This window comes from Ancylomarina sp. YFZ004 (assembly GCF_054254355.1).
The window spans coordinates 121,475-145,347 of the sequence record NZ_JBTCHQ010000007.1 but is presented as its reverse complement, the minus strand read 5'-3'; the positions used below and the strand labels follow the sequence as shown (position 1 = coordinate 145,347).

Sequence of the window (23,873 nt, the reverse complement as noted above, 5' to 3'; positions counted from 1 at the left end):
TAATGATTATTTATCAGACAAAACTTCTTCGTTAATTCCAGATTTAACAGCTAAACTAATAGAATTTGGTATAATTTGCATGCCTTCACGCAGCTTAATCAAACCATCATTCACAATAACCTCACCTGCTTCTACACCACTTTGTACAATAATTTGATTGCCCACTGTTTCAGAAACGATGACTTCTTTAGACTTCACCTTGTCTTCCTTACCTACCACATAAACAAAGCGTTTACCCTGTAATTCGAAAGTTGATTTCTGAGGCAATAGAATAGCACTTTTTATCTGAGTCGGAAACTTAATTGTTCCACTGTTACCATTACGCAACAACCTATTGGGATTTGAAAACTTAGCTCGATAATTAACACTACCTGTTCTGGGATTTACCATACCATTAATGGTTTCGATTTTACCCTTATACTCATACAAGCTACCATCTGCCAAAAACAATTCCACTTCAGGCATTAGCGCAATCTTCTCTGCCATGCTATTGCCACCTAAGCTTCGAATGAATTCCAAAAGCTGTTTCTCATTCATGGTAAAATAAGCATACATATTCTTAATATCTGAAACAGTGGTTAAGGGTTGAGCTTCGTTACGCCCAACTAAACTCCCTACTTTATATGGAATACTACCTACAATACCATCAACTGGACTACTGATTTTGGTGTAAGCCAAATTTTCCTTAGCATTCAAATAATTAGCCTTAACCGCATTCAATTGTGCAATGGCTGCATTTAGTTTACTCGTTGCAGTTTTCAATTCAATGGAACTGATAATATTTTTCTCAACCAGTGGTCTGATTTTTTCAAGTTCTACCTGTGCCACTTCAACCTGAGATTCAGCAAGCTCAACGTTAGATTTTGCAGCACTCAACTGTTGATTCAAAGTCTCAGCGCTAAGCTTAAACAAAAGTTGTCCTTTTTTAACTGTAGCTCCTTCGTCTATATATATCTTTTCAATAAAACCATCCACTTTAGGACGAATCTCAACATTCTGTTCGCCTTCAATATTGGTTGCATATTTTTTATAAACAGTCACATCCGATGTGGCAAGAGTCTGTACCTTAAAAGGCGAGATCTTATGTGCCATTTGAGGTTTATCCGTCTGATTACAGGATGACAAAGCCAATAGAGCTATGCCTAACATTGCTAGAAAATTTCTTTTTATCATGATATTTTTAATTATTTTCAAGTTTTAAGTATTCCAGTTCGTTTAGTTCGTCAAACACCGAACCTCTAAAACACAAGAACAAATACAGCAATTCTGTATTTAATTAATGAGTCTGATTTTAAATGATTAGTCTTGTGTGTTCATACCACAATTGACGCTTACATTTGTTTTAAGCGTTTCTAGGAGAGTCAGTGAATTTGAAAGAAAGTCGAGATAAGGGTAAGATTTATCAATATTTGTATCATCACTTATTTCATTGATTTCTTCCCTGAAATCAATGATTTCTTTGACAATTTGATATTCCGTTCTATACTGAACAATCTCCTCTTCAACGCGAGCAAGCAGAGACTCCGGCGAAAGGGTAAAGTACTTTTTACGGTCACCGGGTTTGGTATAGTAAGTAAGCATCCCCCTATTCGATAGCAATTGGATATTCGTGGAAATGGTACTCTTGCTGGCAGAAAGAAAAGTGACCAATTCGTCAAAGGTCGTTCCATCTCCCTTATTTACAAACAGGCTGGCAAAAATACGGGCTGCAATTGGAGGCAGGTTATCCTGTCGCTCCATAAAGAGACCAAATTTCTCGACCAATTCTTTTTTACGGATTTCTAAACTCTTCTCTGAATTCATAGTCTTTCATATTTATGATGCAAACATACGATTAGTTCGGTTAATGCCGAACCAAAAAATGTTAAAAAATAAAAAAACGTAAATTGAAGTTTTTAAACCAATAAAATTAGGGCATAAAGAAATCCAGATCGGAATGAATCGCTGATCTGGATTATAGTAAACCTCTATATTAAAACATCTTTTTATAGGTATCCAAATACAATTTTTCCACCTCATCCCTAGCCCATTGTGTCTTTCTTAGGAATTTCAAACTCGATTTCATCGTAGGATTTGACTGAAAACATCGTATCTGTATTCTCTCCCCTAATTCTTTCCACCCATAAACAGCATGTAAATATTCCAATATATCTACCAACTTAACACCATGCAAAAGATTCTTTGGCTGTTCTTGTTTGATCTTATCATTTTCTTCCATCAGGTAATAGCATTGGTTTTATTCGATCGACTTTTTAACTTCAATGCAAATGTAATCAAAGTAAAAAGGAATCTTACTTTCTTAAAGAATAAGACTCCTATTAAACATTTTGGATTATTAGAGAAATAAAACGCTATTACCCAACTTTCACATAAGATCGAGAGTTAGTTTGAAGGCTTGATTATAAATAACGACTTTATCATCTTTTTATCCACTTCAAATAATCATAATGAAAAACAAAGCAAACACACTACTAACCTAACACTTACACCTCAACACCAAAACAATTTTTCATGTCTCAAATACCCCTTCTTCTGTTTTTATTCCAGAGAAAAATAGGAAGAGCTATCTTTTTTTATTTATATTTAGATTGCTTAATTCGAAACTATGCATCAATTAACCACACTTATTTGAGTCAAATCAGATAGGTAATTGATCATAATTTTAATAAAAACCCTAACTATGACCAAAAGAATAACAAGAGTTCTTGTAGCAAATAGAGGTGAAATCGCCTTAAGAGTTATGAGATCATGTAGGGAAATTGGCATACAATCAATTGCTGTATACTCTGACGTTGATAGAACATCAATGCACGTGAGATATGCCAATTATGCCTACCCTATTGGACCTGCTCCATCTAATGAAAGCTATCTTAATATCGATAAGATTATTGAGGTTGCTAAAATATCAAAAGCCGATGCCATTCATCCTGGTTATGGTTTCCTCAGCGAGAATGCTGAGTTTTCAAAAAGATGTCAAGAAGAAGGCATCATTTTTATAGGCCCTACTCCTGAAATTATCTCGACAATGGGCGATAAGATTACAGCCCGAACAACCATGATTAATTCAGGTGTTCCTGTTGTTCCTGGAACCAAAGAAAACCTTAAGGATGACGAAATGGCTCTTCGAGTTATTAAAGAAGTCGGACTTCCGGTTATGATTAAAGCCTCGGCAGGAGGTGGGGGAAAAGGGATGAGAATGGTAGACAAAGAAGAGAATATCTTAAGCTCTCTTCGTGCTGCGAAATCAGAAGCCATGTCATCATTTGGTGACGATGCTGTTTATGTTGAAAAATACATATCCTCCCCTCATCACATCGAATTTCAAATCCTAGGTGATAAACATGGTCATGTTATCCATCTCTGCGAAAGAGAATGTTCGGTACAACGTCGACATCAAAAGGTTGTTGAAGAAACACCTTCACCCTTAATGACGCCTGAACTTAGAGAGAAGATGGGGAATTCTGCAGTTGAAGCAGCCAAAGCAGTAAACTATCATGGTGCAGGAACTATTGAATTCCTCGTTGATAATAATCTCAACTACTATTTCTTAGAAATGAATACTCGGCTTCAGGTTGAGCACCCTATCACCGAAAGGGTAACAGGTTACGATCTTGTTAAAGCTCAAATTCAGATTGCAGAAGGTCACCCTTTAGAAATAAAACAAGAAGATGTTTTCCAGTTTGGACACGCCATTGAATGTCGAATCTACGCCGAAGACACCAATAATGACTTTATGCCAAGTCCGGGAACAATTACACATATTACCGAGCCCATGGGTTTAGGTGTAAGAACTGACGGTTATGTGTACAAAGGTTATGAAATTCCTATTCATTACGACCCAATGATCTCCAAGCTTATTGTTTGGGCAAGAACTCGTTCCGAAGCTATTGAACGAATGCGTCGTGCATTATATGAGTATAAAATCACAGGCGTAAAAACCTCAATTCAATTCTTAGAACGTATTATGGATTGTCCTGATTTTAAAGAAGGCAACTACGACACCCATTTTATTCAGGATAACGAAGATTTCTTAATGGCTCCAGACTCGGCAAAAGATAGATTTGAAGATCTTGCAATCGTTGCAGCTTTTCTAGACTATAATCAAAAACTCAAAAATGCACCAGGTAGCGATGCTATTTCATCGGGAACCAAATGGAAGGAGTTCGGAAGACGATCTGCCATGCATAGAGCCAATAAAAACTAATCCACTTAAAATATAGATTATGTCACTAGAAATAAAACTGGGCGATAGAACCGCCAAAGTCGAATTGCTAGCAGAATCAGGCAATCAAATTAAAATAATGGTGGATGATAATGAATACGATTTGGATTGTTACCAAGTTGAAAAAGGCATTTATTCCATTTTATTCAAAGGGCGTTCGTATAATGTTGAACTCATAGAAACCGATTCTCCTAAAAAATATTCTGTCAATACGTTTTACCACTCATACGATGCTGAAATTATTGATGCTGAAACCAAATATCTACAAGCTAGAAAAGGTGATGAATTGGAAGACGAACAGAGTACTATTATTTCACCTATGCCTGGCAAAGTTGTTAAAATACAAGTTGCCATAGGCGACGAGGTTAAGAAAGGTGATACGGTCATCATCATTTCAGCAATGAAAATGGAAAGCGAATACAAAGCAGGGAAAGATGGTACCATTTCTGAGATTTTTGTAAACGAAGAAGATACAATTAAAGCTAATCAGGCTTTGGTACATATCGAATAATTTACACAATGAAGTGATGGGGTTTCCCTACTAGTTATTCTAATTTCTATCAATAAAAAAAGAAACATGCCTACTATAGAAGATAAAATAAAAAGATTTGAAGAGCTAAGTAAAAAAGCCGAATTGGGTGGTGGCGAAGAACGAATTGCAAAACATCATGCTGGCGGAAAGAAAACGGCTCGCGAAAGAATTAAGGATCTGATGGATCCTGATACCTTCACCGAAATCGACAAGATGGTGACTCACCGTTCTACTGATTTTGGGATGGAAAAGAGTAAGTTCCTAGGCGACGGTGTTGTCTCAGGTTATGGTAAAATAGATGGTCGACTGTGCTATGTATTTGCACAGGACTTTACTGTTTTTGGAGGTTCACTTAGCAGTGCAAATGCCGATAAAATTGTAAAAGTGACCAAGCTGGCGATGAAAATGGGAGCACCAATTATTGGGCTTAACGACTCGGGAGGAGCACGAATTCAAGAAGGTGTTCAATCCCTTGCAGGTTATGCAGACATTTTCTACCAGAATGTTCGTGGCTCGGGTGTTATTCCTCAAATTTCAGCCATTATGGGACCATGTGCTGGCGGAGCAGTTTACTCCCCTGCCCTTACCGATTTTATCATGATGGTAAAGGATACATCTTATATGTTCGTAACGGGCCCTGATGTGATCAAAACCGTCACTCACGAAGAAGTTACCAAAGAAGAATTGGGTGGAGCGATTACACATAACTCAAAATCGGGTGTAGCCCATTTGGTTGCTGACGACGACGAGCAAGCCATGATGATGCTACGAGAGCTGATGACCTTTCTCCCATCCAATAATATGGAAGATCCACCGGTAAAACCTTGTACTGACAATATTCACCGTGAGGATGAGAAATTGCAACACATGGTTCCTGTTGATCCCAACAAACCTTATAATATCAAAGACATTATCGAGATAGTTGTTGATGATAAGAATTTCTTTGAATTAATGCCACTTTATGCTCAGAATATCACCATTGGTTTTGCTCGTTTGGGTGGACAGCCAGTTGGTATAGTTGCTAATAATCCGGCCTTCTTAGCAGGCGTTTTAGATATCAATTCTTCGACAAAAGCTGCTCGTTTTGTACGCTTTTGCGATGCTTTCAATATTCCTCTGGTTACTTTTGTTGATGTACCAGGTTTCTTACCAGGAACCGAACAAGAGTATGGCGGTATTATTAAGCATGGGGCTAAGCTTTTGTATGCCTTTGCTGAAGCCACAGTGCCAAAAATAACTTTGATTACTCGTAAAGCTTATGGTGGCGCATACGATGTGATGGCTTCCAAGCATATTGGTGCCGATATCAATTACTCTTTCCCTACGGGTGAAATTGCCGTAATGGGTGCCGAGGGTGCTGTAAATATTATGAATAAAAACCTTAGCGACGAAGAAAGAGCTGCTGCTATTGAGGATTATCGTGATAAGTTTGCAAACCCTTACAAGGCTGCTGAGATGGGTTATATCGATGAAGTGATACAACCTAAACAATCGCGTTACAAGTTGATACAGGCTTTGGAAATGTGTCGTAATAAGAGCGAACACAATCCTCCAAAGAAACATGGAAATATTCCTCTTTAATCAGTTATATACAACAGAAATAAAGGCTACTGAATGTAATATTCAGTAGCCTTTTTTTTATAACACATAACAGGTATAAATGAATTCCCCCATAATTACAACATTTACAGAATACACATACTTAATAGCTTCCACGCCAAGAGCGTTAATATTTACGCAAAAAACGCAAAGGCATAGGATTAATTCCTACAGCTTTGCTTTCTCCAAGTTTTCCTATGCTTGCTTCATTTGAAATGAAAAGCACATTAAATGACTTCTATTTTTAATACACACAAAAATCTCTTTCTGTTAATTATGAAAATTCTGTAATTCTGTGAATCACCTTATTGAAAATTTCTTTATGAAGCGTCACTTTAAATTCCTTTACATGAAGTGGTTTCCCCTCATTTAAACAAGATTCTGAATAAAACGACACACATCAAAAAAGCACTATTAATCAGGGCCTTGCCCCATCTTTTTTTTTGTTTCCGCAGCGAATAAGCTTTAATTTTACATGTATGCTGAAATAGCATTGGAATAGCTATCAGCCATCGCACACCAGTAATTTTTTTTTAATCAAATCCAGAGGAGGTTTCTATGAATAAGTTGAGCGTAATTTTGGTCATGACTTTTGTATTGATGTTTGCTAATTCCCTGAAAGCACAATACATTATCGAACAAATTGAGTATGAAATCCCAATAAATTATGAGCTTCTTCCTGAAGGAACAAATTTTGAGGATCCTGTAGATGAGGCCAAGTTTTTTTTAAACCTCTCAGAAAAGAAACTAAAAGAATCAGCCTATAGTGAATATGAAGAAATTGACATTCTGAAATCAACAATCTATATAGGTGGTGACAACTTTGCAGTGGAAAGCCAGTCAAAAGAAGACGGCAAAATTACAGTGATATTAAACTATAACACCGGTATGATGTACTATGTCATCTGGTCTCAAAAAAAAGTATTTGAGATGTCAAAAGATGACATGGAAAATATTCAGGAAGAAGCCAATACATCAGTCCAAAAAATGTTGGCTCAACTCTCTCCGGAGATGCGGGAACAAGCAAAACTGGCAATGGAGCAAAAGAGTGACCTTGAGGAATCGAAGCAGGATATCGTATCAACCGGTAAAAAAATGACCAAATACGGCTACAAGTGTGAGCAATATATGATAACAGGTGACCATGATGTCATGACAATCTGGGCTTCTGCCGACCAACTTGGACTGGCTAAAAAAGCCCAAAGCGTATCCGAAAAATTAACCAAGATCTTCCCTACAGATGATCAGAAAAATAAAGATGAATGGGAACTTGTTTCCGGAAGTATCCCTATTGAAGTACGTACCTACCAAATGGATCCTATGGCAGGAGCCAGAATGGAGATACAGGCAATCACAAAAATAAATAAAACCAATCCTCCTGCAGAAAAATTCATTGCCCCTGGAGAAGCTGAGGGATTTACCAGAAGTTCATTCAAAGAGATGATGAACCAAATGATGCAAGGGAAAAGAGACAATTGAATAGATACTAATTTGAGGATGGATTATTAAAAGGAGTCTGTTTTTTTGAAAGGAGGATCACATTTATTACCCATAAATAATCATTAGCTTTCTTTTAATAGATCATCAATTTTTAATTAATATTAAAAATAATACGATGAAAAAACATCATTTACAAAGCTATTTACTGAAACTCACGATCATCTCCCTTCTATTTATGATGGTCGCCTGGACAATTAAGGACGAGGGCAAAATTCCTATCACAAGCTCATCAAGTGAGGCTCTGAACTTCTATTTGCAGGGGCGTGCTCTTTCTGAAAAATTCCTCAATGAGGAAAGTATTCAATACTACGAAAAAGCGATAGAATTAGATTCAAAATTCGCGATGGCCTACTTAAACTTAGCTTTCGCGCAAGCCAGCGCTAAGGGATTTTTTGAACTCTTTAACAAAGCTGTAGCTCTAGTTGATCATGTTTCAGAAGGTGAACGCCTACAGATTATGGGATGGCATGCCTTTTATATTGATAATGAGCCGATGAAACAGATAGAGTACTTCAAAAAACTAGTTGAAGCCTACCCAAAAGATGAGCGATCTCACTTTTCATTAGCTCTTAGTTACTACAATCAACAAGAATGGGAACCAGGGATTGAATCATTTAAGAAAGCGATAAAAATCGCTCCTGATTTTTCCCTAGCTTATAATACAATGGGCTATGCTTATATGTTTTTAGAAAATTATACCGAAGCTGAAAAAGCTTTTAAGAAATATACTGAACTCATTGATGATGATCCCAATCCTCAGGATTCTTATGCAGAGTTATTGATGAAAATGGGTAAGTATGACAAATCGATTGAGCATTATAAAAAAGCCTTGTCTCTGGATCCAAATTTTATTTTCTCATATGCCGGTATTGCCTCAAACCTTAACTATAAAAAGCAACATGAGGAAGCAAGAAAACAACTTCAGAAATACTACGATAAGGCCCACAATGATAGTGAGAGAGGACAAGCTTGCTTTGCTATGGCTATTTCTTATGTAGATGAAGGGAAGTTAGATCAGGCATTAATTGAGCTGAAAAATAAATATGCTTTAGATGAAAAGATTAAAGATGCTGGAGCTATGTCTCGCGACCTGGTTAGAATGGGTGACATTTTGCTGGATATGGGACGCTTTGATAAGGCAATGGCAAAATTCGATAAGGCAGTTCAGGTCATCGAAGAATCTAATCTTAAAAATGAGGTAAAAGAAAATTTTAATCGCAACTATTTCTATAATGCGGCATGTGTTGCAGCTATGAAAAAAGATTTTGTGACGGCAAAAGCCAAATCTGAAGAATTCAGAAAACAGGTTGAAGCCATAAATAATCCAAATCTGATTCGATTCTCTCACCAATTATCAGGCATAATTGCTCTTGAAGAAAAAGATTACGATAAAGCAATTGAAGAACTCCTCCAGGCTAATCAACAAAACCCATATAATCTTTACAGAATGGCCCTAGCGTACAAATACAAAGGAGATAAAGAAAAGGCCAAAAAACTTTGCACAAAAGCAGCAAAATTCAATGCACTTAATAACTTAAACTATGCTTTAATCAGAAATAAAGCAGAGAAACTATTAGCCGGAATGTAAGGACTTTAAAGTTTGACCTTATCAATTGTTTTCCCTTGGTTCTATGCTACCATTAATGAACACAAATACCAACGAAACACGAAAAAATTCCTCTTTAATCAGATTTAGACAACAGCAAGAAAGGCTTCTGAATGCAATATTCAGCAGCCTTTTTTTCTTATTTGTAAGATGTCGTAAAATTCCCCATAATTACAACATTTACAGAATACACATACTCTATACTTTCTGTTAATTATGAAAATTCTGTGAATCATCTTATGGTAAAATTTCCTTATGCATTGTCACCTCAAATTCCTTAACATGAAGAGGTTTTCCTTCGTTGAAAAACTTCGTGATATAAGGTGTTGCACAATGTGCATTGAATGTCTTCTCATCAAACCATTTCTCAATAAAAGTGATACTATTCTCATCTTCAATACACTGATTCAATTCGTATCGAATACATCCACCCTCTTGAAGCGTGGCAGGAATCAATGCGTGAAGATTCTTGATTAGTTCATTCACTTTACCAGGAACGGCAATAAATTTGGCAATACAAACCAACTGGCTTTCGTTTTTTCTAATATCCATTTCTCATTTTTTTTTATACGATTATTAAGATTGTTTCTTCTGCTGACGACGAGCCATCACAACCAGAATATAACCAATAATAACTGGACCATAAGCCGCAAACAGAAATTCCCCTAAAACCAACATCTTAAAATAAACAGCAAAGGTCAACCCACCACCAATCAGCATCAGAGCATAACCAATAAGACGTAAATCTTTAGGTTTCATTTTTCCAGCAGTCTGAGCGTGTTCCAATGTCTTTACATCAATCTCAATGATGATCTTCTTAATCTGAGCATCATCAAGATCTTTAGCTTTTAACTCTTTTCTTATTTCAGAGAAATCCATTCCTGATTTCTTTTTCTCTAAATAATAATCAACTAGTTCTTTAGTTTGACTCATCGTATTCATTTTTAAAGTTCAATAAAGGCAGTTCTCCTTTTTCTTCCTGAGTACACCTTTCCACAAATAGAAGAACCTAAAAATAAGTTTTTATTTGGGATTTGAGAAACGTCTGATGATTATACACAAATCCACAACAAAACGCTAACAGCATAACTTCAAGGACATGAGAGATGTTCCCGCAAAATGCGTAGTTCTATAACATATCTGAATTAAGATAAATAGTCTAAATTTGTATCTCCATCCAATAGAAATATCAATATACTGAATAGAAATCTGCTACACTTTTCTATCCAAAATTATAGCACACATATGAAAGAGAAGCAATCTTCTACTAGATTTCAATCGGGTAATGTGATCCTCGTGGCAGCGTCGCATATGTTACACGATATTTATTCGTCTTTTTTGGCACCACTTAGACCTTTACTGATAGAAAAGTTTGGTCTCAGCTTGGCATTGGCGTCTGTATGGGATCTCATTATGCGTCTCCCTTGGTTATTAAACCCTCTTATTGGAATCATTGCAGAACGAACGGCCCCCCGATATTTTATTATCTTAACCCCAGCCATCACTGCTATAGTCATGAGTCTTTTAGGCTTAGCTCCTTCTTTCACTATTATATGTATACTACTTTTCACAATGGGTATAAGTAGTGCCGTATTTCATGTGCCTGCTCCAACCATGGTTAAACGATTATCTGGTAAATCTACTGGACGTGGTATGAGTTATTATATGTTTGGTGGTGAATTAGCAAGAACTGCTGGACCTCTAATCATTACAGCATCGGTTTCTTACTGGGGACTTGAAGGCATATGGAAGTTGATTCCTTTCGGCTTAATTGCCTCATTTATTTTATTTTTAAAGCTTAGAAACATCAAAATTTCCGATGAGCTTAAAAGAAAGCAAACGGAAAGAAAAGATGTTTTACCCCTATTTAAAAAGTACTTACCTTTTTTCTGTGTGCTTATTGGTATCACACTGTTCAGAGCTATTATGAAATCAAGCTTAACGGCATTTCTACCTACCTTTTATTACTCTGAAAAAGGAGAGAGCCTTTGGTTTGCCAATTCGGCATTAGCGGCTTTTCAGCTTGCTGGTGCAATAGGAACCATTCTTGCAGGTGGTATTTCAGATCGAATTGGACGCAGATCTACTTTACTGGTAATAAGTATCATGTCGCCAATTATGATGTTCATGTTTATTAATACAGTAGGATGGCTCTCATTTGTATTTCTCATCTTATTAGGCTTCTTTGTTTTTGCTCCTGGCCCCGTTTTAATTGCTCTTGTACAAGATAGATCAAAAGATTTTCCCGTATTTATGAATAGTATTTATATGACGGTAAGCTTTATTACTTCAGCCATTGCAGTATTTTGCGCAGGTTTAATGGGAGACTGGCTCGGTCTGGAGAAAACATACCTTATAGCCTCTATTCTATCTTTAGGAGCTATCCCCTTTGTTTTGTTCTTAAAGAAGAAGTAAGAATATAGATACACAAATAAGGATAAACGAAAAGGTCTAATAAAAAGATCGAGATTATCAGTTTAAAATAACATGCGTTGAAGTGGAAACAAAAACAGCATAAACCGCACATATTCCATGGTGGGAATAAGCCTCTTTGACTATAACAATAAGTTTATTCCATTGTAGAGTCAAGGACTTCGACTTATCGCTAAATAATCTCTACTTCCTCAAATTCATATTAAATATGACGTCCCCAAAGACAGTTTAAAACTAATCGCTTTTATTACATCCTTGATAATTATGTTTTTAGCTGATTTTGTAAAATTCCGACTATTCAGTAACTTAAAATAAACTAAAACATAAATTTTGAGAGAATGGCATTAAACGAGATTTTTAACTCATGCCTTTTAATTTCAACTCTTTTTTAGTTCCCAATTCTTTATTTCATACTAGCTTTATAATCACTATAAATATGGATAAATCTAAAACTTCCGAACTTAAATGGCACCTAGAAGGTTTTCTTTTATCAAGAATAGAAGAAGCAATACTAGACGTAAAAGAAATACCCGAAGTAATGCATCGGGTAATAGTAAATCAGATAGTAGAAGATTATTGCCAAGAAATTAAGAACCATTACTCCATTCTTAAAAAGAAATTTGAAGATGAAAAACTAAGTGTTTGTTTCACAATACCCGAATTTAATCAAGTTATAGATGAGGTTGAATCTCATATTCTCAAGCTATTAACGGAATAAAAAGTAAGAAAGACCCTTGAAATAAAAAAGCTTCACAAATCGATGATTTGTGAAGCTTTTTTTTGTGCCCAAATCGGGACTCGAACCCGAACAACCATAAGGTCACCAGCCCCTCAAGCTGGCGCGTCTACCAATTTCGCCACCTGGGCTTGTTTTGCGTGACAACAAAAGTGAAAAATAATTCAGTTCAAATTCGAACAAAAGAAGGTGTATTAAGAACAATTGAATATTCCAACTATTTTATAACAATTAAGATCTCAATTACAGTTCATAAGATTAAAAAATAAATGAGACAGAAAGGTTTTTCTAGGATATATTTGCAGATATAGATTAGAACTAATATAAGGCCAATCTATCTCATCTAATGCAATTATTTTCTCTTCTCTAACAAGTAGATTATCAGAAATAAAATTAATAATGTCAAATAAAGTATAGTTTACATTCAAAGATCTTACTTATCTATAACACTTAAAACAAACCTACCAAATTCATACCGTACTGTCTTTGTAAAATTTACGTACAAAAAAAAGAGCAAAACCCAAAAACATATTTTTCTATCTTCATCCTATCAGTCAGATCAAAGACAATTCAGATGCGAACTTGTGACAAACAACGTCAAACATATTCTATTATGGGTTTTACTCTTTTACCGATCAACTAACAAACTATGATCTTGCGATATGTCTATTGTGGTTCATTCCTTATACTTAAGAATGACTAAGATCAAACTCTACTGAAAGCTTTGTTTCATTATCTGATTGATCTAATACAGACAAAGAAAGAATATACTTTCCGTAACGAGCTTTTTCCGAAATCAGAATATCAAAATTCAATGCTGCTTCCTTTTTCATATCAATGCTTGGTAAAGCATTGCCATGAGCATCCAAATCAGTTAAGCTATTAAATGAATAATCTTCAATATTTTTTCTTTGTTTAGTTCCACTCGATTCGATTTTAAGCACATAGGTTTTTAATTTAATATTATCTAATAGCTTGGCTTTCACTTTTACTATGCCTCCAGCTTTCACCGAAATACTAGTTGTAGGACTACTTAAAAAAATATTGGGTTTTGTATTATCAACTTTATCATTTTTGCTTTTACTACAGCTCATTAAACAAAACAATAAAAGAGAAATTATGACGTATTTTAGTATTTGCATTTCTTATTTTTTTAAAATGATGATGTGAAATTAGGCTACTAGAAAATTCCCTTAATAACAAGTATTTACTGTAAGCGTCACACATTATAATAGCGAATTGAAGAGAGCCAAATTGCTCCCTTTCAATTCACTTTCTTTAAAACTTATTTTACAATTTTCTTAGTAATAACCTCATTGTTATTTAATTCAATTCGAACTAAATACAAACCTGATTTTAAATCACTAAAGTTCAAGTTCATCTCTAACAAACCACTAACGTTATTAGATACCAAAACAAGCTTACCAATTACATTAAAAACTTTAACGCTCTTAATGCCATCACATCTTACTTTTAGATTATTAACAACCGGATTTGGATATAATTGCAATTCCGTTTCCAAAATAGGCTCAATACCTGTAGATATCATCACGCTTATTTCGAACTCTTTCTCAAAAGAAGCCCCTGCCTCATCAGAAACCTTCACAAGAATGCGATAAGATGATTTAGTCTCGAAATCCAGTTCCGTATTCAAAATCAAATTCTCACCCTCAATGCCAAAAGAATCATTATCAGCCTCATCTGTTACCAATTCGAAAGTATGAATATCACTTGCATCGACATCGACTGCCGATAAGGTTCCAATTATTGCTGAAAGAGCTTCCTCTTCAGAAATACTCGTATTGCTTAACATGACATCACTTGGCGCATGGTTCTCATCTACATCAGTTACCTGAATCGTAAATACTTTCTCAAAACTTGCTCCAGCAGCATCCGCAACTTTCACCTTAATGCTATACGACGTTTTAGTCTCAAAATCTAAAGCTGTATTCAGTTTCAAACTTGTACCTACAATTGTGAATGAAGCATTATCCGCACCTCCTGTAACTAGTTCGAAAGTATGAACATTACTCTTATCAGCATCAACTGCTGAGAAGCTACCAATTACAGTACCAACAGCGGCATCTTCAGAAACAGTCGCATTGCTTAGCTCGATACCCGTTGGGGCAAGGTTCTCATCCACGTCAGAAACGTTGATGGTGAATTCCTGCTCAACACTTGCTCCGGCTGCATCAGTCGCTTTCACTTTAATGCTATACGAAGTTTTGCTTTCGAAATCTAAGGCTGTATTCAATTTCAAGCTTGTGCCTACAATTGTGAATGAAGCATTATCAACTCCACCTGTAGCAAAGGCAAAAGTATGTGAATCGTTCTTGTCAGCGTCAACAGCTGATAAAGTACCAATCACGGTTTCAAGACTTGCATCTTCCGAAACAGTCGCATTGCTTAGCTCGATACCCGTTGGGGCAAGGTTCTCATCCACGTCAGAAACGTTGATGGTGAATTCCTGCTCAACACTTGCTCCAGCTGCATCAGTCGCTTTCACTTTAATGCTATACGAAGTTTTAGTTTCAAAATCTAAGGCTGCATCCAACTTCAGGCTTGCACCTGCAATTGTGAATGAAGCATTATCAACTCCACCTGTAGCAAAGGCAAAAGTATGCGTATCATTATTGTCTGCATCGACTGCTGATAAAGTACCAATTACAGTTTCAAGACTTGCATCTTCAGAAACAGTCGCATTGCTTAGCTCGATACCTGTTGGGGCAAGGTTCTCATCCACGTCAGAAACGTTGATGGTGAATTCCTGCTCAACACTTGCTCCGGCTGCATCAGTCGCTTTCACTTTAATGCTATACGAAGTTTTAGTTTCAAAATCTAAGGCTGCATTCAACTTCAGGCTTGCACCTCCAATTGTGAATGAAGCATTATCAACTCCACCTGTAGCAAAGGCAAAAGTATGCGTATCATTATTGTCTGCATCGACTGCTGATAAAGTACCAATTACAGTTTCAAGGGCTGCATCTTCTGAAACAGCTGCATTGCTTAACTCGATACCCGTTGGGGCAGTGTTTGGCTTTTCAATCTCAAGTTGAATGGCTTTAGTATAAACAGCTCCTGCTTTATCGATTGTACGTAAATTCAAGTACAACTTTCCAGTAAGGCTGCTAATGTCTGCATTTAACTTTAAGTAATTGTCTTCAACAATAAACTTAGCATTATCAGCATCTATCACACCATTAGCAGGATATAATCTAAAGCTATGCTCATCACTCTCATCAGCATCGATAGCTTCCAAATCGGCAACTACAGTACTAAGCGACTCATCAGATTTAAGTGTATACTTGCTTAAAAGTATGTCGGTAGGCTTCTTGTTCTCATCTACATCAATTACACTGATTGTAAATTCTTGTACAAATGTTCCTTCATGTTTATCAGTTACCTTTATACAGATATTAAGCACCTCACTTGTTTCAAAATCGAAAATGGCATTAGTAAACAACTCATTATCTCGAATTTCAAACTTGCCATTATCAGTCGAAACTTTACCCGCTTCGTCTACCAATTCGAAAGTGAATTTCTCACCAGCGTCGATATCCTCAGTACTAATGGTGGCTAAAAACACACCTGCTTCAGCATTTTCGGTGATACTTGATTTCGATAATGAAATTGCTGTAGGATTTGAATTCTCAAAAATATCATTCACACTAATCACAAATGCTTTTGTAAATGAATTCCCTTTATCATCGCTTACTTTTAGGTTGATCTTAAGTTCAGATTTTGTTTCAAAATCAAAGCTAGTTATAGCAGACAACTTTGTACCTTTAATACTAAACTTCGTATTATCAGCATCAACAAGGCCATCAGCAGCAACTAACTCAAAAGTATGAGAATCTTCAGTGTCAATATCTTCAACTGACAGATCAGCAACTAAAACAGGAGCTGTAAGATTTTCATCGATAGATAAAGCAGATAAGCTGATATTTGTAGGTGCCATGTTTTCATAAACATCCGCTACATGCACCTTAAATGCTATTTCTACTGTTTCTCCAAGTTTGTCTTTTGCTTGTACATAAATAGCATATTCCGATTTTGTTTCGAAATCGAGAACGGTATTCAATTGTAAAGACGAACCATCTATTGAGAAAAGTGCATTATCAGCATCGTTTGTTCCGTCACCATCTACAAAACTAAATGTATGCGTATCTGCCACATCCTCATCAACAGCTTTAAAGTCACCTATTGCTGTTAATGATTCAGCATCTTCAGCAATAGTATTACTTGACAAGGAGATGTTTAATGGCGTATGATTAGCTGCAGGTTCAGTAACAGAAATATAATCTGCTTTAGTAACAGAATTACTACCATCAGCATAGTTCACTGTCAGTTTAACAGAATAACTACCAGCATTTTCATAACTTACTAAAGGGTTCTGTTCAGTACTTTCAGCAGGACTAGCTCCAGTGAACTCCCATGCCCAAGATATTGCATCAGCTTCAGATTTATCAGAAAAAATAATCGATTTACCTTTTTCCAATTCTGTATTAGTAACAGTAAAACTCACAAAATGTGGATCAGGAGCTATATCAGTTACATTAATAGTATAATCCTCAACTTCTCCAGCATACTCTTTCAAACCACATGGGTTAGAACTGGCACTGTAGGCTGTTCTTATACGCATTAAAGTATGACCAAGTATAGCATCAGCAGGAATTGTAAGATCAAATGAATCAACAGAATCGCCATCTTCGCAATTGGCAGTTCGAACCAATTCGCTTTCTTCGAAAGTTTGATTTTGATTCCAATCAATCCATACAAAAACGGTATTAGGACCCCAATTATTACCGTAAGTAATACTCATAGGATATGCATTACCCATATTAAGATTTGCACGCTGGTTCGAAAAATCAGAATATTCACTTAATTCAGATGTATTATTAATCTCACCCAAAGTAACATTAGTTATTGGCAACCAGTTACCTTCGAATACATTTGAAGCTGTACAATATCCTGTAGGTGGTGTAAATACACTTGACTTTACTGTAATGTATGATACTTTCTCTTCATAACTTATTCCTAAATCATTACTTGCAGTAAGCTTTACTTTATAAACACCTGCAGTTTCGTACATAACAAGAGGATTCTGATCGGATGAAACAGTAGTTTTCGCACCTTCAAACTCCCATGACCAGGCTGTTGGTTCGTTACCAGAAAGGTCTGTAAATTGAATAGATTCTCCTTCATACAGACTATACCTATCAGCTTTAAACTCTGCAACAGGTTTATGAGCTTCACTTACCTTAATTAAATCCTCTGTTGTGACAGTCTCGGTTCCTTCAAGTGTTGTTACACTTAAACTAACAGAATAAGCTCCTTGGAAATAATAAGAAACCTTAGGATTAACTTCAGTACTTGTAGCTGGTTCTCCACCTTCAAAAGTCCACAAGTAAGTAGCATCTTTATTATAATCCGTTAGATTTACAAAACCAACCACATCGCCACTGTTTAAAGCTGTTACGTCAGTACTAAATGCTGGAGAAGGTACTTCTGCTGTTTCAGTAACAGTGATATAAGCAGGCATAGTTTTAATATCAGAACCTATCGCATTTGTTGCTGTAAGCTTAACCTGATAAGTTCCGGCTGTATTATACTGCACATACAAACTTGCCTTATCGCTAGTTAGCGTTTCAGCACTTTCGAATTCCCAAGCCCAACTTGTTGCCTTATTTTCCGAAGCATCTGAAAATAGAACACTTCCTCCTTTAACAATTGTTGTTTTATCAGTGATGAAATTTGCAACAGGTACAGTTGGTGCAGAAACTTGAATGGTATAATCTTCAGTTTCGCCAGCAGATGTCGTGATGCCACAAGGATCACAATTATCAGAATATGCTGTACGCAAACGCATTAAAGTTAAACCTGCTTTTGCATCAGAAGGTACTGGAACTTGAAAATTTGCCAAACCATCTTCATCCTCATTACGTTCAAAGAATACACGTTCCGATTCTTCGAATGTTTTATTCTGATCCCAGTCAATCCAAATAAATAAGCTATTAGGAGACCAACCGTTAGTACCATAAGAAACACTCATTCCATACGATTCGCCAGAAGTAAGATCAGCTACTTGATTTGTAAAATCAGAATATTCTGCAAGTTCTGACTCATTATCGATACCTTCAAGCTTCACACGACTAATATTTAACCAATTGCCATCTAAATTGGTGTTTCTTGCTTCACAATATCCTTCGGAAGAGAAATCCATTACATGAATAAAAGCCTCTTCTATTTTTTGACCTAAGCCAAATGTATTTTCAACGATAAGAGTCACACTGTGTGTTCCCTTAGTGTCATAAGTTACAACAGGATTTATCTCTGTAGAAGTTGCTGGTGTTCCTCCTTCAAAAATCCATTTCCATGAAGTTGGAATGCGTAATGAAGCATCAGAGAAAGTAATTTGACCACCCGTCTTCACAGTCGTTTTGTTTGCCGTAAAGTTAGCAATTGCCGGTCCTTCTTCGTAAACTGTAATAAACTTAGATTTCGTTAAAGTAGCATCACCATCTTTATTGGTAGCTGTTAAACTTACATCATAAACCCCTTTTTCTACATAATTTATAACAGGATTCTGATCAGTACTAGAAAGAGGCTGACCACCTTCAAGTGTCCAGTTCCATGACGTAGGTTCGTAAGTCGTTAGATCTTGAAAAGAAACTGACTCCAACTGGAATATAGAAGATTTATTCGCTGAAAAATCAACTTCAGGTTTAATTGGAATAAACTGTTTTGCTCCAGTAAAAATAGCTTCATTAGGCTTCTCGTTATAAGCGAAGTCTAATACTTGATAAGAACTACCATCGGCAGCCACAGAAATACGTACCCAGGCATAAAAAAAGTAGCCTTTATGATTTAACTGCAAACCAACATAACCTTCTTTGCCTCTCAAATCGGTGTAGGAATTATTACAAACGTCAAGTTGATTGTAATAACTAGAAGCAGGATTAGGATCTGTCCAACCTGCAGTGTTCACATCAATAATCACATTACTCTCTAATAACTTAACCTGTAGAGTTCCTTCATTACGAATAAGCTTGTTATCGTAATATTCCATTTTAAAATAGGTGTTATTTTCGCAATATGGTCCAACACCCGTTAAGCCTGGTATAATGTCAATATTAGTCCAATCATTATCTTTGGTACAAACAACATCTTCGTTATCTACATATACAACCTTATAAACATCTCTGTAATCCAAAGAAAAGGTAGACTCATTATATTCAACCTTATCCAAAGTTTTGTTTGCAAAAATTGCCTCTTTTAATGTAATCGTAAAATCGACATTATCAGATGATAAATGAGAGGGAGCATTACCCTCAATCACAACTTGTAATGAATCAGAACTGATGGCCGAAACTTCAAGATTTAATCCTTCAGGAAAATTTTCAACACTATAATGTGTTCCTAAAATAAGATTACCTGAACTTTGACTAAACTTAGCATTTGTAACCGTTATAAAGTTTTTACCATCAAAATTCCCATCATTTTCATAAGTCTCTTTGAAGGCTTCAATAGTAGCATCCAAGATAGCCTTATCACCAGTTAACTTCTGTCCTGCCTTAATAGGCGCTTCAGGTTCGTCATTATAGGCATAATCAAGAACAGTATACGACATAGCATCCGCAGCAACCGATATACGAATCCATCCAAAATGGTTGTATTCACCATTTTTCATCCTAACACCGACATAAGCCTCTTTGCCTAACCATTCGTGAAAAGTGTTGTTATCCAAATCAGGCTCATCTGGCCATTCCTTACCTTGATACCATTCATTTGAATTGGTTCCAATTAATGTTCCTGCTGAGAGAGGTATTAAATTTGAAGTTCCTGGAGAACAAATGATATAATTCTCATAGGTTTCTAACTTCATTCGCCCATCTTTATTATACCACCAAGCACCAAAACCGTGCGATGTATGCTTAGAACCGAACCATTTAAAAGCGTTGTCTTCATTGGCGGTAATCCCACCTAAATCAGTGTAGATAATATCCCAAGGTCCTTTAAACTTAACCTTAAGATCGAAAGTAGTATTCTCAACTCGATCAGAGATATTAGTTCTAAATAAGATATCTTTTAGGGTAATCGAGATTGCTCCCCCCTCAGATTTTACATTATTTAGAGCCTTTCCTTCCAGACTTACTGTCAGATTATTCGCATCAACAACAGTTATCTTGCATCGTAAACCTGCTGGAATATTTTGAACGGCAAAATGAGTCCCCTGAGTAAGCTCAGCTCCTTTTTCAAGAGTAAATTCATCATTTAACAAATTAATACTTGCTAAACCGTTAACAGCTCCATCGTTTGAATAGAGCTCGACAAATTCTGGATTTTTAACGCTAATTTTAGCATTCGTATTCTTAATCGTTTCACCCGCAATTATGAGTGCATTAGGTTGTTCATTATAAGCCCAATCTTTAACCGTATAGCTTTGTCCATCGGCAGCTACTTCTAAGCGAATCCAAGCGTAACAACGATTACCATTCAAATTAATGACACAACCAAGGTAACCTTCATTACCAACCCATTCTCTGTGATTTGTATCAGTTATAAACATCTCTTCAGGAAAAGCACCAGGTGTCACCCATACGTCTGCATTTGAATCAATTGAAGTTCCTTTAGTAAGCATTTTTGCATCCAACATTCCTTCATGACCAATAACATCGCGTTCATAAGTTTCAAATCGCAAATTTCCCTCATGGTACCATGCTCCGAAACTATTTTCAGATTCTCCTAAAGTAAATTTCTCCCAGGTTTCAACCTTATCCACCGTAATATCATCCATATCGTAATACACAATATTGTATTCATCGATATATTTAATATTGATATCAAAATTAACTGCATTTTTAATTTCAGATGCTTCTAAACCATCAAATAAGTCATCGAAAAATGTGATGTTCACCTTAGTCAAATCAACTTTATTGTGATTTTCTGCATAACCATTAAACTTGATATGAAGATAATCGTTTGGTAACACCTTAATTTCTTGAGTAAAACCAGCTGGTAAGCCTGTTATAGAATAATGTGTCCCGGCTGTTAGAACCGTATTTTCAGCAACAGTAAATGTACTGTTCATAAGTTTCGCAGAAAGAAAATTCTCCAATCGCCCATTATTATTAACTGGATCTTCACGTAGCGTGTCACCATTAAATTTCAGAGCCGATTCATGCGCTTGACCAGCAAGAATAGTTGCATTGGGCTTGGTATAATAAGCAGCATCGTGCACAGTAAATGTATTGCCATCTGCCGATACTGAAGCAGACATCCATCCATTATAAATGTCACCATCAGCCGAAAACTGAACACCTATATAAGCTCTTTTCCCCAACCAATCAGTATAATCCTTACTGTAAACAGTCGGTTGATCTGGATATGTTTCGAAGGCAAACCAGTTGGATTCCGAACTTATTTCGTCTCCATAATTTAAAGGAACAAGCTCATTGGTTCCTTCCTTGCAGATGACAGCCTTATTGTAGGTTTCAAATTTAAATTTAACATCTGGCAAAGCGCTAATGTCGCATCTCCATGCTCCATATTCAGCATTCACTTCACCCAAGTAAAACCATTGAAAAGTATTTCCATCATCAACCTGAACGTTATCAAGAGTTATATATTTGGTCTCATATTCATTACGGAATCGAAAACTGAACTTATTCACCTTATAATTCCAAACCTCATCAATAGGCTCGCTAAAGGCAGCAGGCAAAAATTCGAAGGTGATATCTTGTACTGAACTACTTTTATCGTGACTCGACGCTTTTCCATTAAAAGTAATCTTTACCTCGGTAGCACTCGTTCTTGTAAAAACAGGTATTAAGCCATTAGGCAGATTTAACACTTTAAAATGCGTTCCCAAAACAAACGTTTCATCTTTAAACTCCACATCTGTAACCTCAGTCAACACAGCTTCGATTTCAGAATCGACACTCCCATCATTAACAAGAGCTTCCGTTATTTCATAACTAGCATATGTTACGATATTCTTAGGATCAAAATCATCATTTACACCCGTGGCAATCAAGTTATCGTTCTGCCACAATGTAACACGGGAAGGCGAATTCAAAGCTGCAGTCATACGAATTACCTGATCTTTGGTAAACATTTCGTAATCGTCGGTATAATTCATGATATTCTGAGTATTTGTATACTCACCTTTACAATTCAACTCATCAACTCCCATCTGAGATTTATCTGCAACGGGAGTATCAGCACAATGGTCTCCACCATCAACTTCCGGACAACCTCCTATAAAAGGATGATCCAAATTGAAGAAGTGACCAAATTCATGTGATAAAATTCTTCGGAAATTTTCATCCCCATTATCCCCCAGATAAACACCATTGAAACAAACTCTTGCCAAGTTATTGTCCGACATCCATTTATTTGGTTTCCATGCAACTCCTGAATTATTTACCGAACCATCATCATACAGGTCATTCATTATATATACATTCGCATACTTGTAATTATCCCAAGCATACTTCTGAATTTCAGCATCATAACCACCACCATTCCCAAGTCCACTTTGCTCTGGGTGAAAGGTGACCCCACTACAGAGATTTCCATCGGGATCTATTTTAGCCAATCTAAACTCGACGGGTAACATACCCACAATATCCTTAAAACGCTCATGGATCTTGTCCTGCCCTACGGATTGCTGAGCATAATCTTCGCTGGTACGTCGAAGAGCATCTTCAACTAAACGGTAATTAACCTCTTTTCCCCCCTGCATTTTTCCAAAAACATGAAATACAACGGGTATTATAATTTTGTTATCCTCAACAGTAACATCTCGAAATTGCGATGCCTTTAATTGCTCAATCATCCTTTCCTGGATTTTCTGTTGATCGACATACTGCTTATAAACTTCAGGGTGGGTTTTCCAGAAAGCATCACGCTGCTCTATTTCTTTGTCAGCATGAGAACGTATTTGCTCTTTCTTTGTCTGTGAAAGACCATTCATTGGCAATGCCCAACAGGCAATAATTAAAGCCAATAAAAAATTAGTAGATTTTCTTTTCATTCTTAATGTTTTTGGTTTTCTATTGTCAGTTATTTAGATTAGTCTACGATACTAACCAATTGCACCCTTACCTAAACAAAAAAAAAACTTACAAATCCTAACAAGCACCTTAACACTAACTTACATAACATTGCAAAACACTGTGAGTTAATTCATAACAAACTCACACCACATTAAACAATAATTAAAAATTTATCAATCACATCA

Annotated in this window: 14 protein-coding genes and 1 tRNA gene; 7 read left to right on the top strand and 8 right to left on the bottom strand. The window is 36.2% G+C overall.

Translation table 11 applies throughout. The features are described from left to right. Positions 1-6: 6 nt before the first annotated feature. From ACXR6G_RS12735 to ACXR6G_RS12725, 3 genes are all read right to left on the bottom strand, one after another. Positions 7-1,173, bottom strand: a complete 1,167-nt coding sequence (locus ACXR6G_RS12735; protein WP_458361813.1) for an efflux RND transporter periplasmic adaptor subunit — start codon at positions 1,171-1,173, stop codon at positions 7-9. A 126-nt stretch (positions 1,174-1,299) separates the two neighbouring features. Next, complete coding sequence (locus tag ACXR6G_RS12730; protein WP_458361812.1) at positions 1,300-1,803, bottom strand: GbsR/MarR family transcriptional regulator; 504 nt, start codon at positions 1,801-1,803, stop codon at positions 1,300-1,302. A gap of 169 nt (positions 1,804-1,972) precedes the next feature. Further along, positions 1,973-2,218 carry a VF530 family protein gene (locus tag ACXR6G_RS12725; protein ID WP_458361811.1) on the bottom strand — a complete coding sequence of 82 codons (246 nt, stop codon included), beginning with the start codon at positions 2,216-2,218 and terminating at the stop codon, positions 1,973-1,975. A 462-nt stretch (positions 2,219-2,680) separates the two neighbouring features. On the opposite strand from ACXR6G_RS12725, the gene accC reads away from it, so the two are divergent. The 5 genes from accC to ACXR6G_RS12700 all read left to right on the top strand — a co-directional run bounded on the left by accC (position 2,681) and on the right by ACXR6G_RS12700 (position 9,441). After that, positions 2,681-4,204 carry an acetyl-CoA carboxylase biotin carboxylase subunit gene (accC, locus tag ACXR6G_RS12720; RefSeq protein WP_458361810.1) on the top strand — a complete coding sequence of 508 codons (1,524 nt, stop codon included), beginning with the start codon at positions 2,681-2,683 and terminating at the stop codon, positions 4,202-4,204. A gap of 19 nt (positions 4,205-4,223) precedes the next feature. After that, a complete protein-coding gene (locus ACXR6G_RS12715; protein WP_458361809.1) occupies positions 4,224-4,733 on the top strand; it encodes a biotin/lipoyl-containing protein in 510 nt (169 codons plus the stop codon). A 66-nt stretch (positions 4,734-4,799) separates the two neighbouring features. Beyond that, a complete protein-coding gene (locus tag ACXR6G_RS12710; protein ID WP_458361808.1) occupies positions 4,800-6,335 on the top strand; it encodes an acyl-CoA carboxylase subunit beta in 1,536 nt (511 codons plus the stop codon). Positions 6,336-6,911: 576 nt separating this feature from the next. Continuing rightward, a complete protein-coding gene (locus ACXR6G_RS12705; protein WP_458361807.1) occupies positions 6,912-7,832 on the top strand; it encodes a DUF4412 domain-containing protein in 921 nt (306 codons plus the stop codon). 136 nt (positions 7,833-7,968) lie between these two features. Next, on the top strand, positions 7,969-9,441 hold the full coding sequence (locus ACXR6G_RS12700) for a tetratricopeptide repeat protein (protein WP_458361806.1): 1,473 nt from the start codon (positions 7,969-7,971) through the stop codon (positions 9,439-9,441). Positions 9,442-9,696: 255 nt separating this feature from the next. Here the strand turns inward: ACXR6G_RS12700 and ACXR6G_RS12695 are convergent, their stop codons facing one another. Both ACXR6G_RS12695 and ACXR6G_RS12690 read right to left on the bottom strand, forming a co-directional pair. Further along, entirely contained in the window at positions 9,697-10,011 is a 315-nt protein-coding gene (locus tag ACXR6G_RS12695) for a putative quinol monooxygenase (protein WP_458361805.1), read from the bottom strand. A gap of 24 nt (positions 10,012-10,035) precedes the next feature. Then, positions 10,036-10,392 carry a hypothetical protein gene (locus ACXR6G_RS12690; RefSeq protein ID WP_458361804.1) on the bottom strand — a complete coding sequence of 119 codons (357 nt, stop codon included), beginning with the start codon at positions 10,390-10,392 and terminating at the stop codon, positions 10,036-10,038. A gap of 312 nt (positions 10,393-10,704) precedes the next feature. Between ACXR6G_RS12690 and ACXR6G_RS12685 the strand changes: the two genes are divergently transcribed. Together ACXR6G_RS12685 and ACXR6G_RS12680 are read left to right on the top strand one after the other, a co-directional pair. Then, positions 10,705-11,874, top strand: coding sequence for an MFS transporter (locus ACXR6G_RS12685; protein WP_458361803.1), 1,170 nt, complete (start codon positions 10,705-10,707; stop codon positions 11,872-11,874). A gap of 454 nt (positions 11,875-12,328) precedes the next feature. Further along, the gene (locus tag ACXR6G_RS12680) at positions 12,329-12,610 is read left to right on the top strand and encodes a hypothetical protein (RefSeq protein WP_458361802.1); all 282 of its coding nucleotides are present in this window, start codon (positions 12,329-12,331) and stop codon (positions 12,608-12,610) included. 65 nt (positions 12,611-12,675) lie between these two features. Here the strand turns inward: ACXR6G_RS12680 and ACXR6G_RS12675 are convergent. The 3 genes from ACXR6G_RS12675 to ACXR6G_RS12665 all read right to left on the bottom strand — a co-directional run bounded on the left by ACXR6G_RS12675 (position 12,676) and on the right by ACXR6G_RS12665 (position 23,666). Continuing rightward, positions 12,676-12,759, bottom strand: a tRNA-Leu gene (locus ACXR6G_RS12675). 558 nt (positions 12,760-13,317) lie between these two features. Beyond that, positions 13,318-13,770, bottom strand: a complete 453-nt coding sequence (locus ACXR6G_RS12670; RefSeq protein WP_458361801.1) for a DUF4625 domain-containing protein — start codon at positions 13,768-13,770, stop codon at positions 13,318-13,320. Between the two features lie 143 nt (positions 13,771-13,913). Further along, positions 13,914-23,666 (bottom strand): cadherin domain-containing protein, encoded by a 9,753-nt coding sequence (locus ACXR6G_RS12665; protein ID WP_458361800.1) that lies wholly within the window; start codon positions 23,664-23,666, stop codon positions 13,914-13,916. Positions 23,667-23,873: the final 207 nt, after the last annotated feature.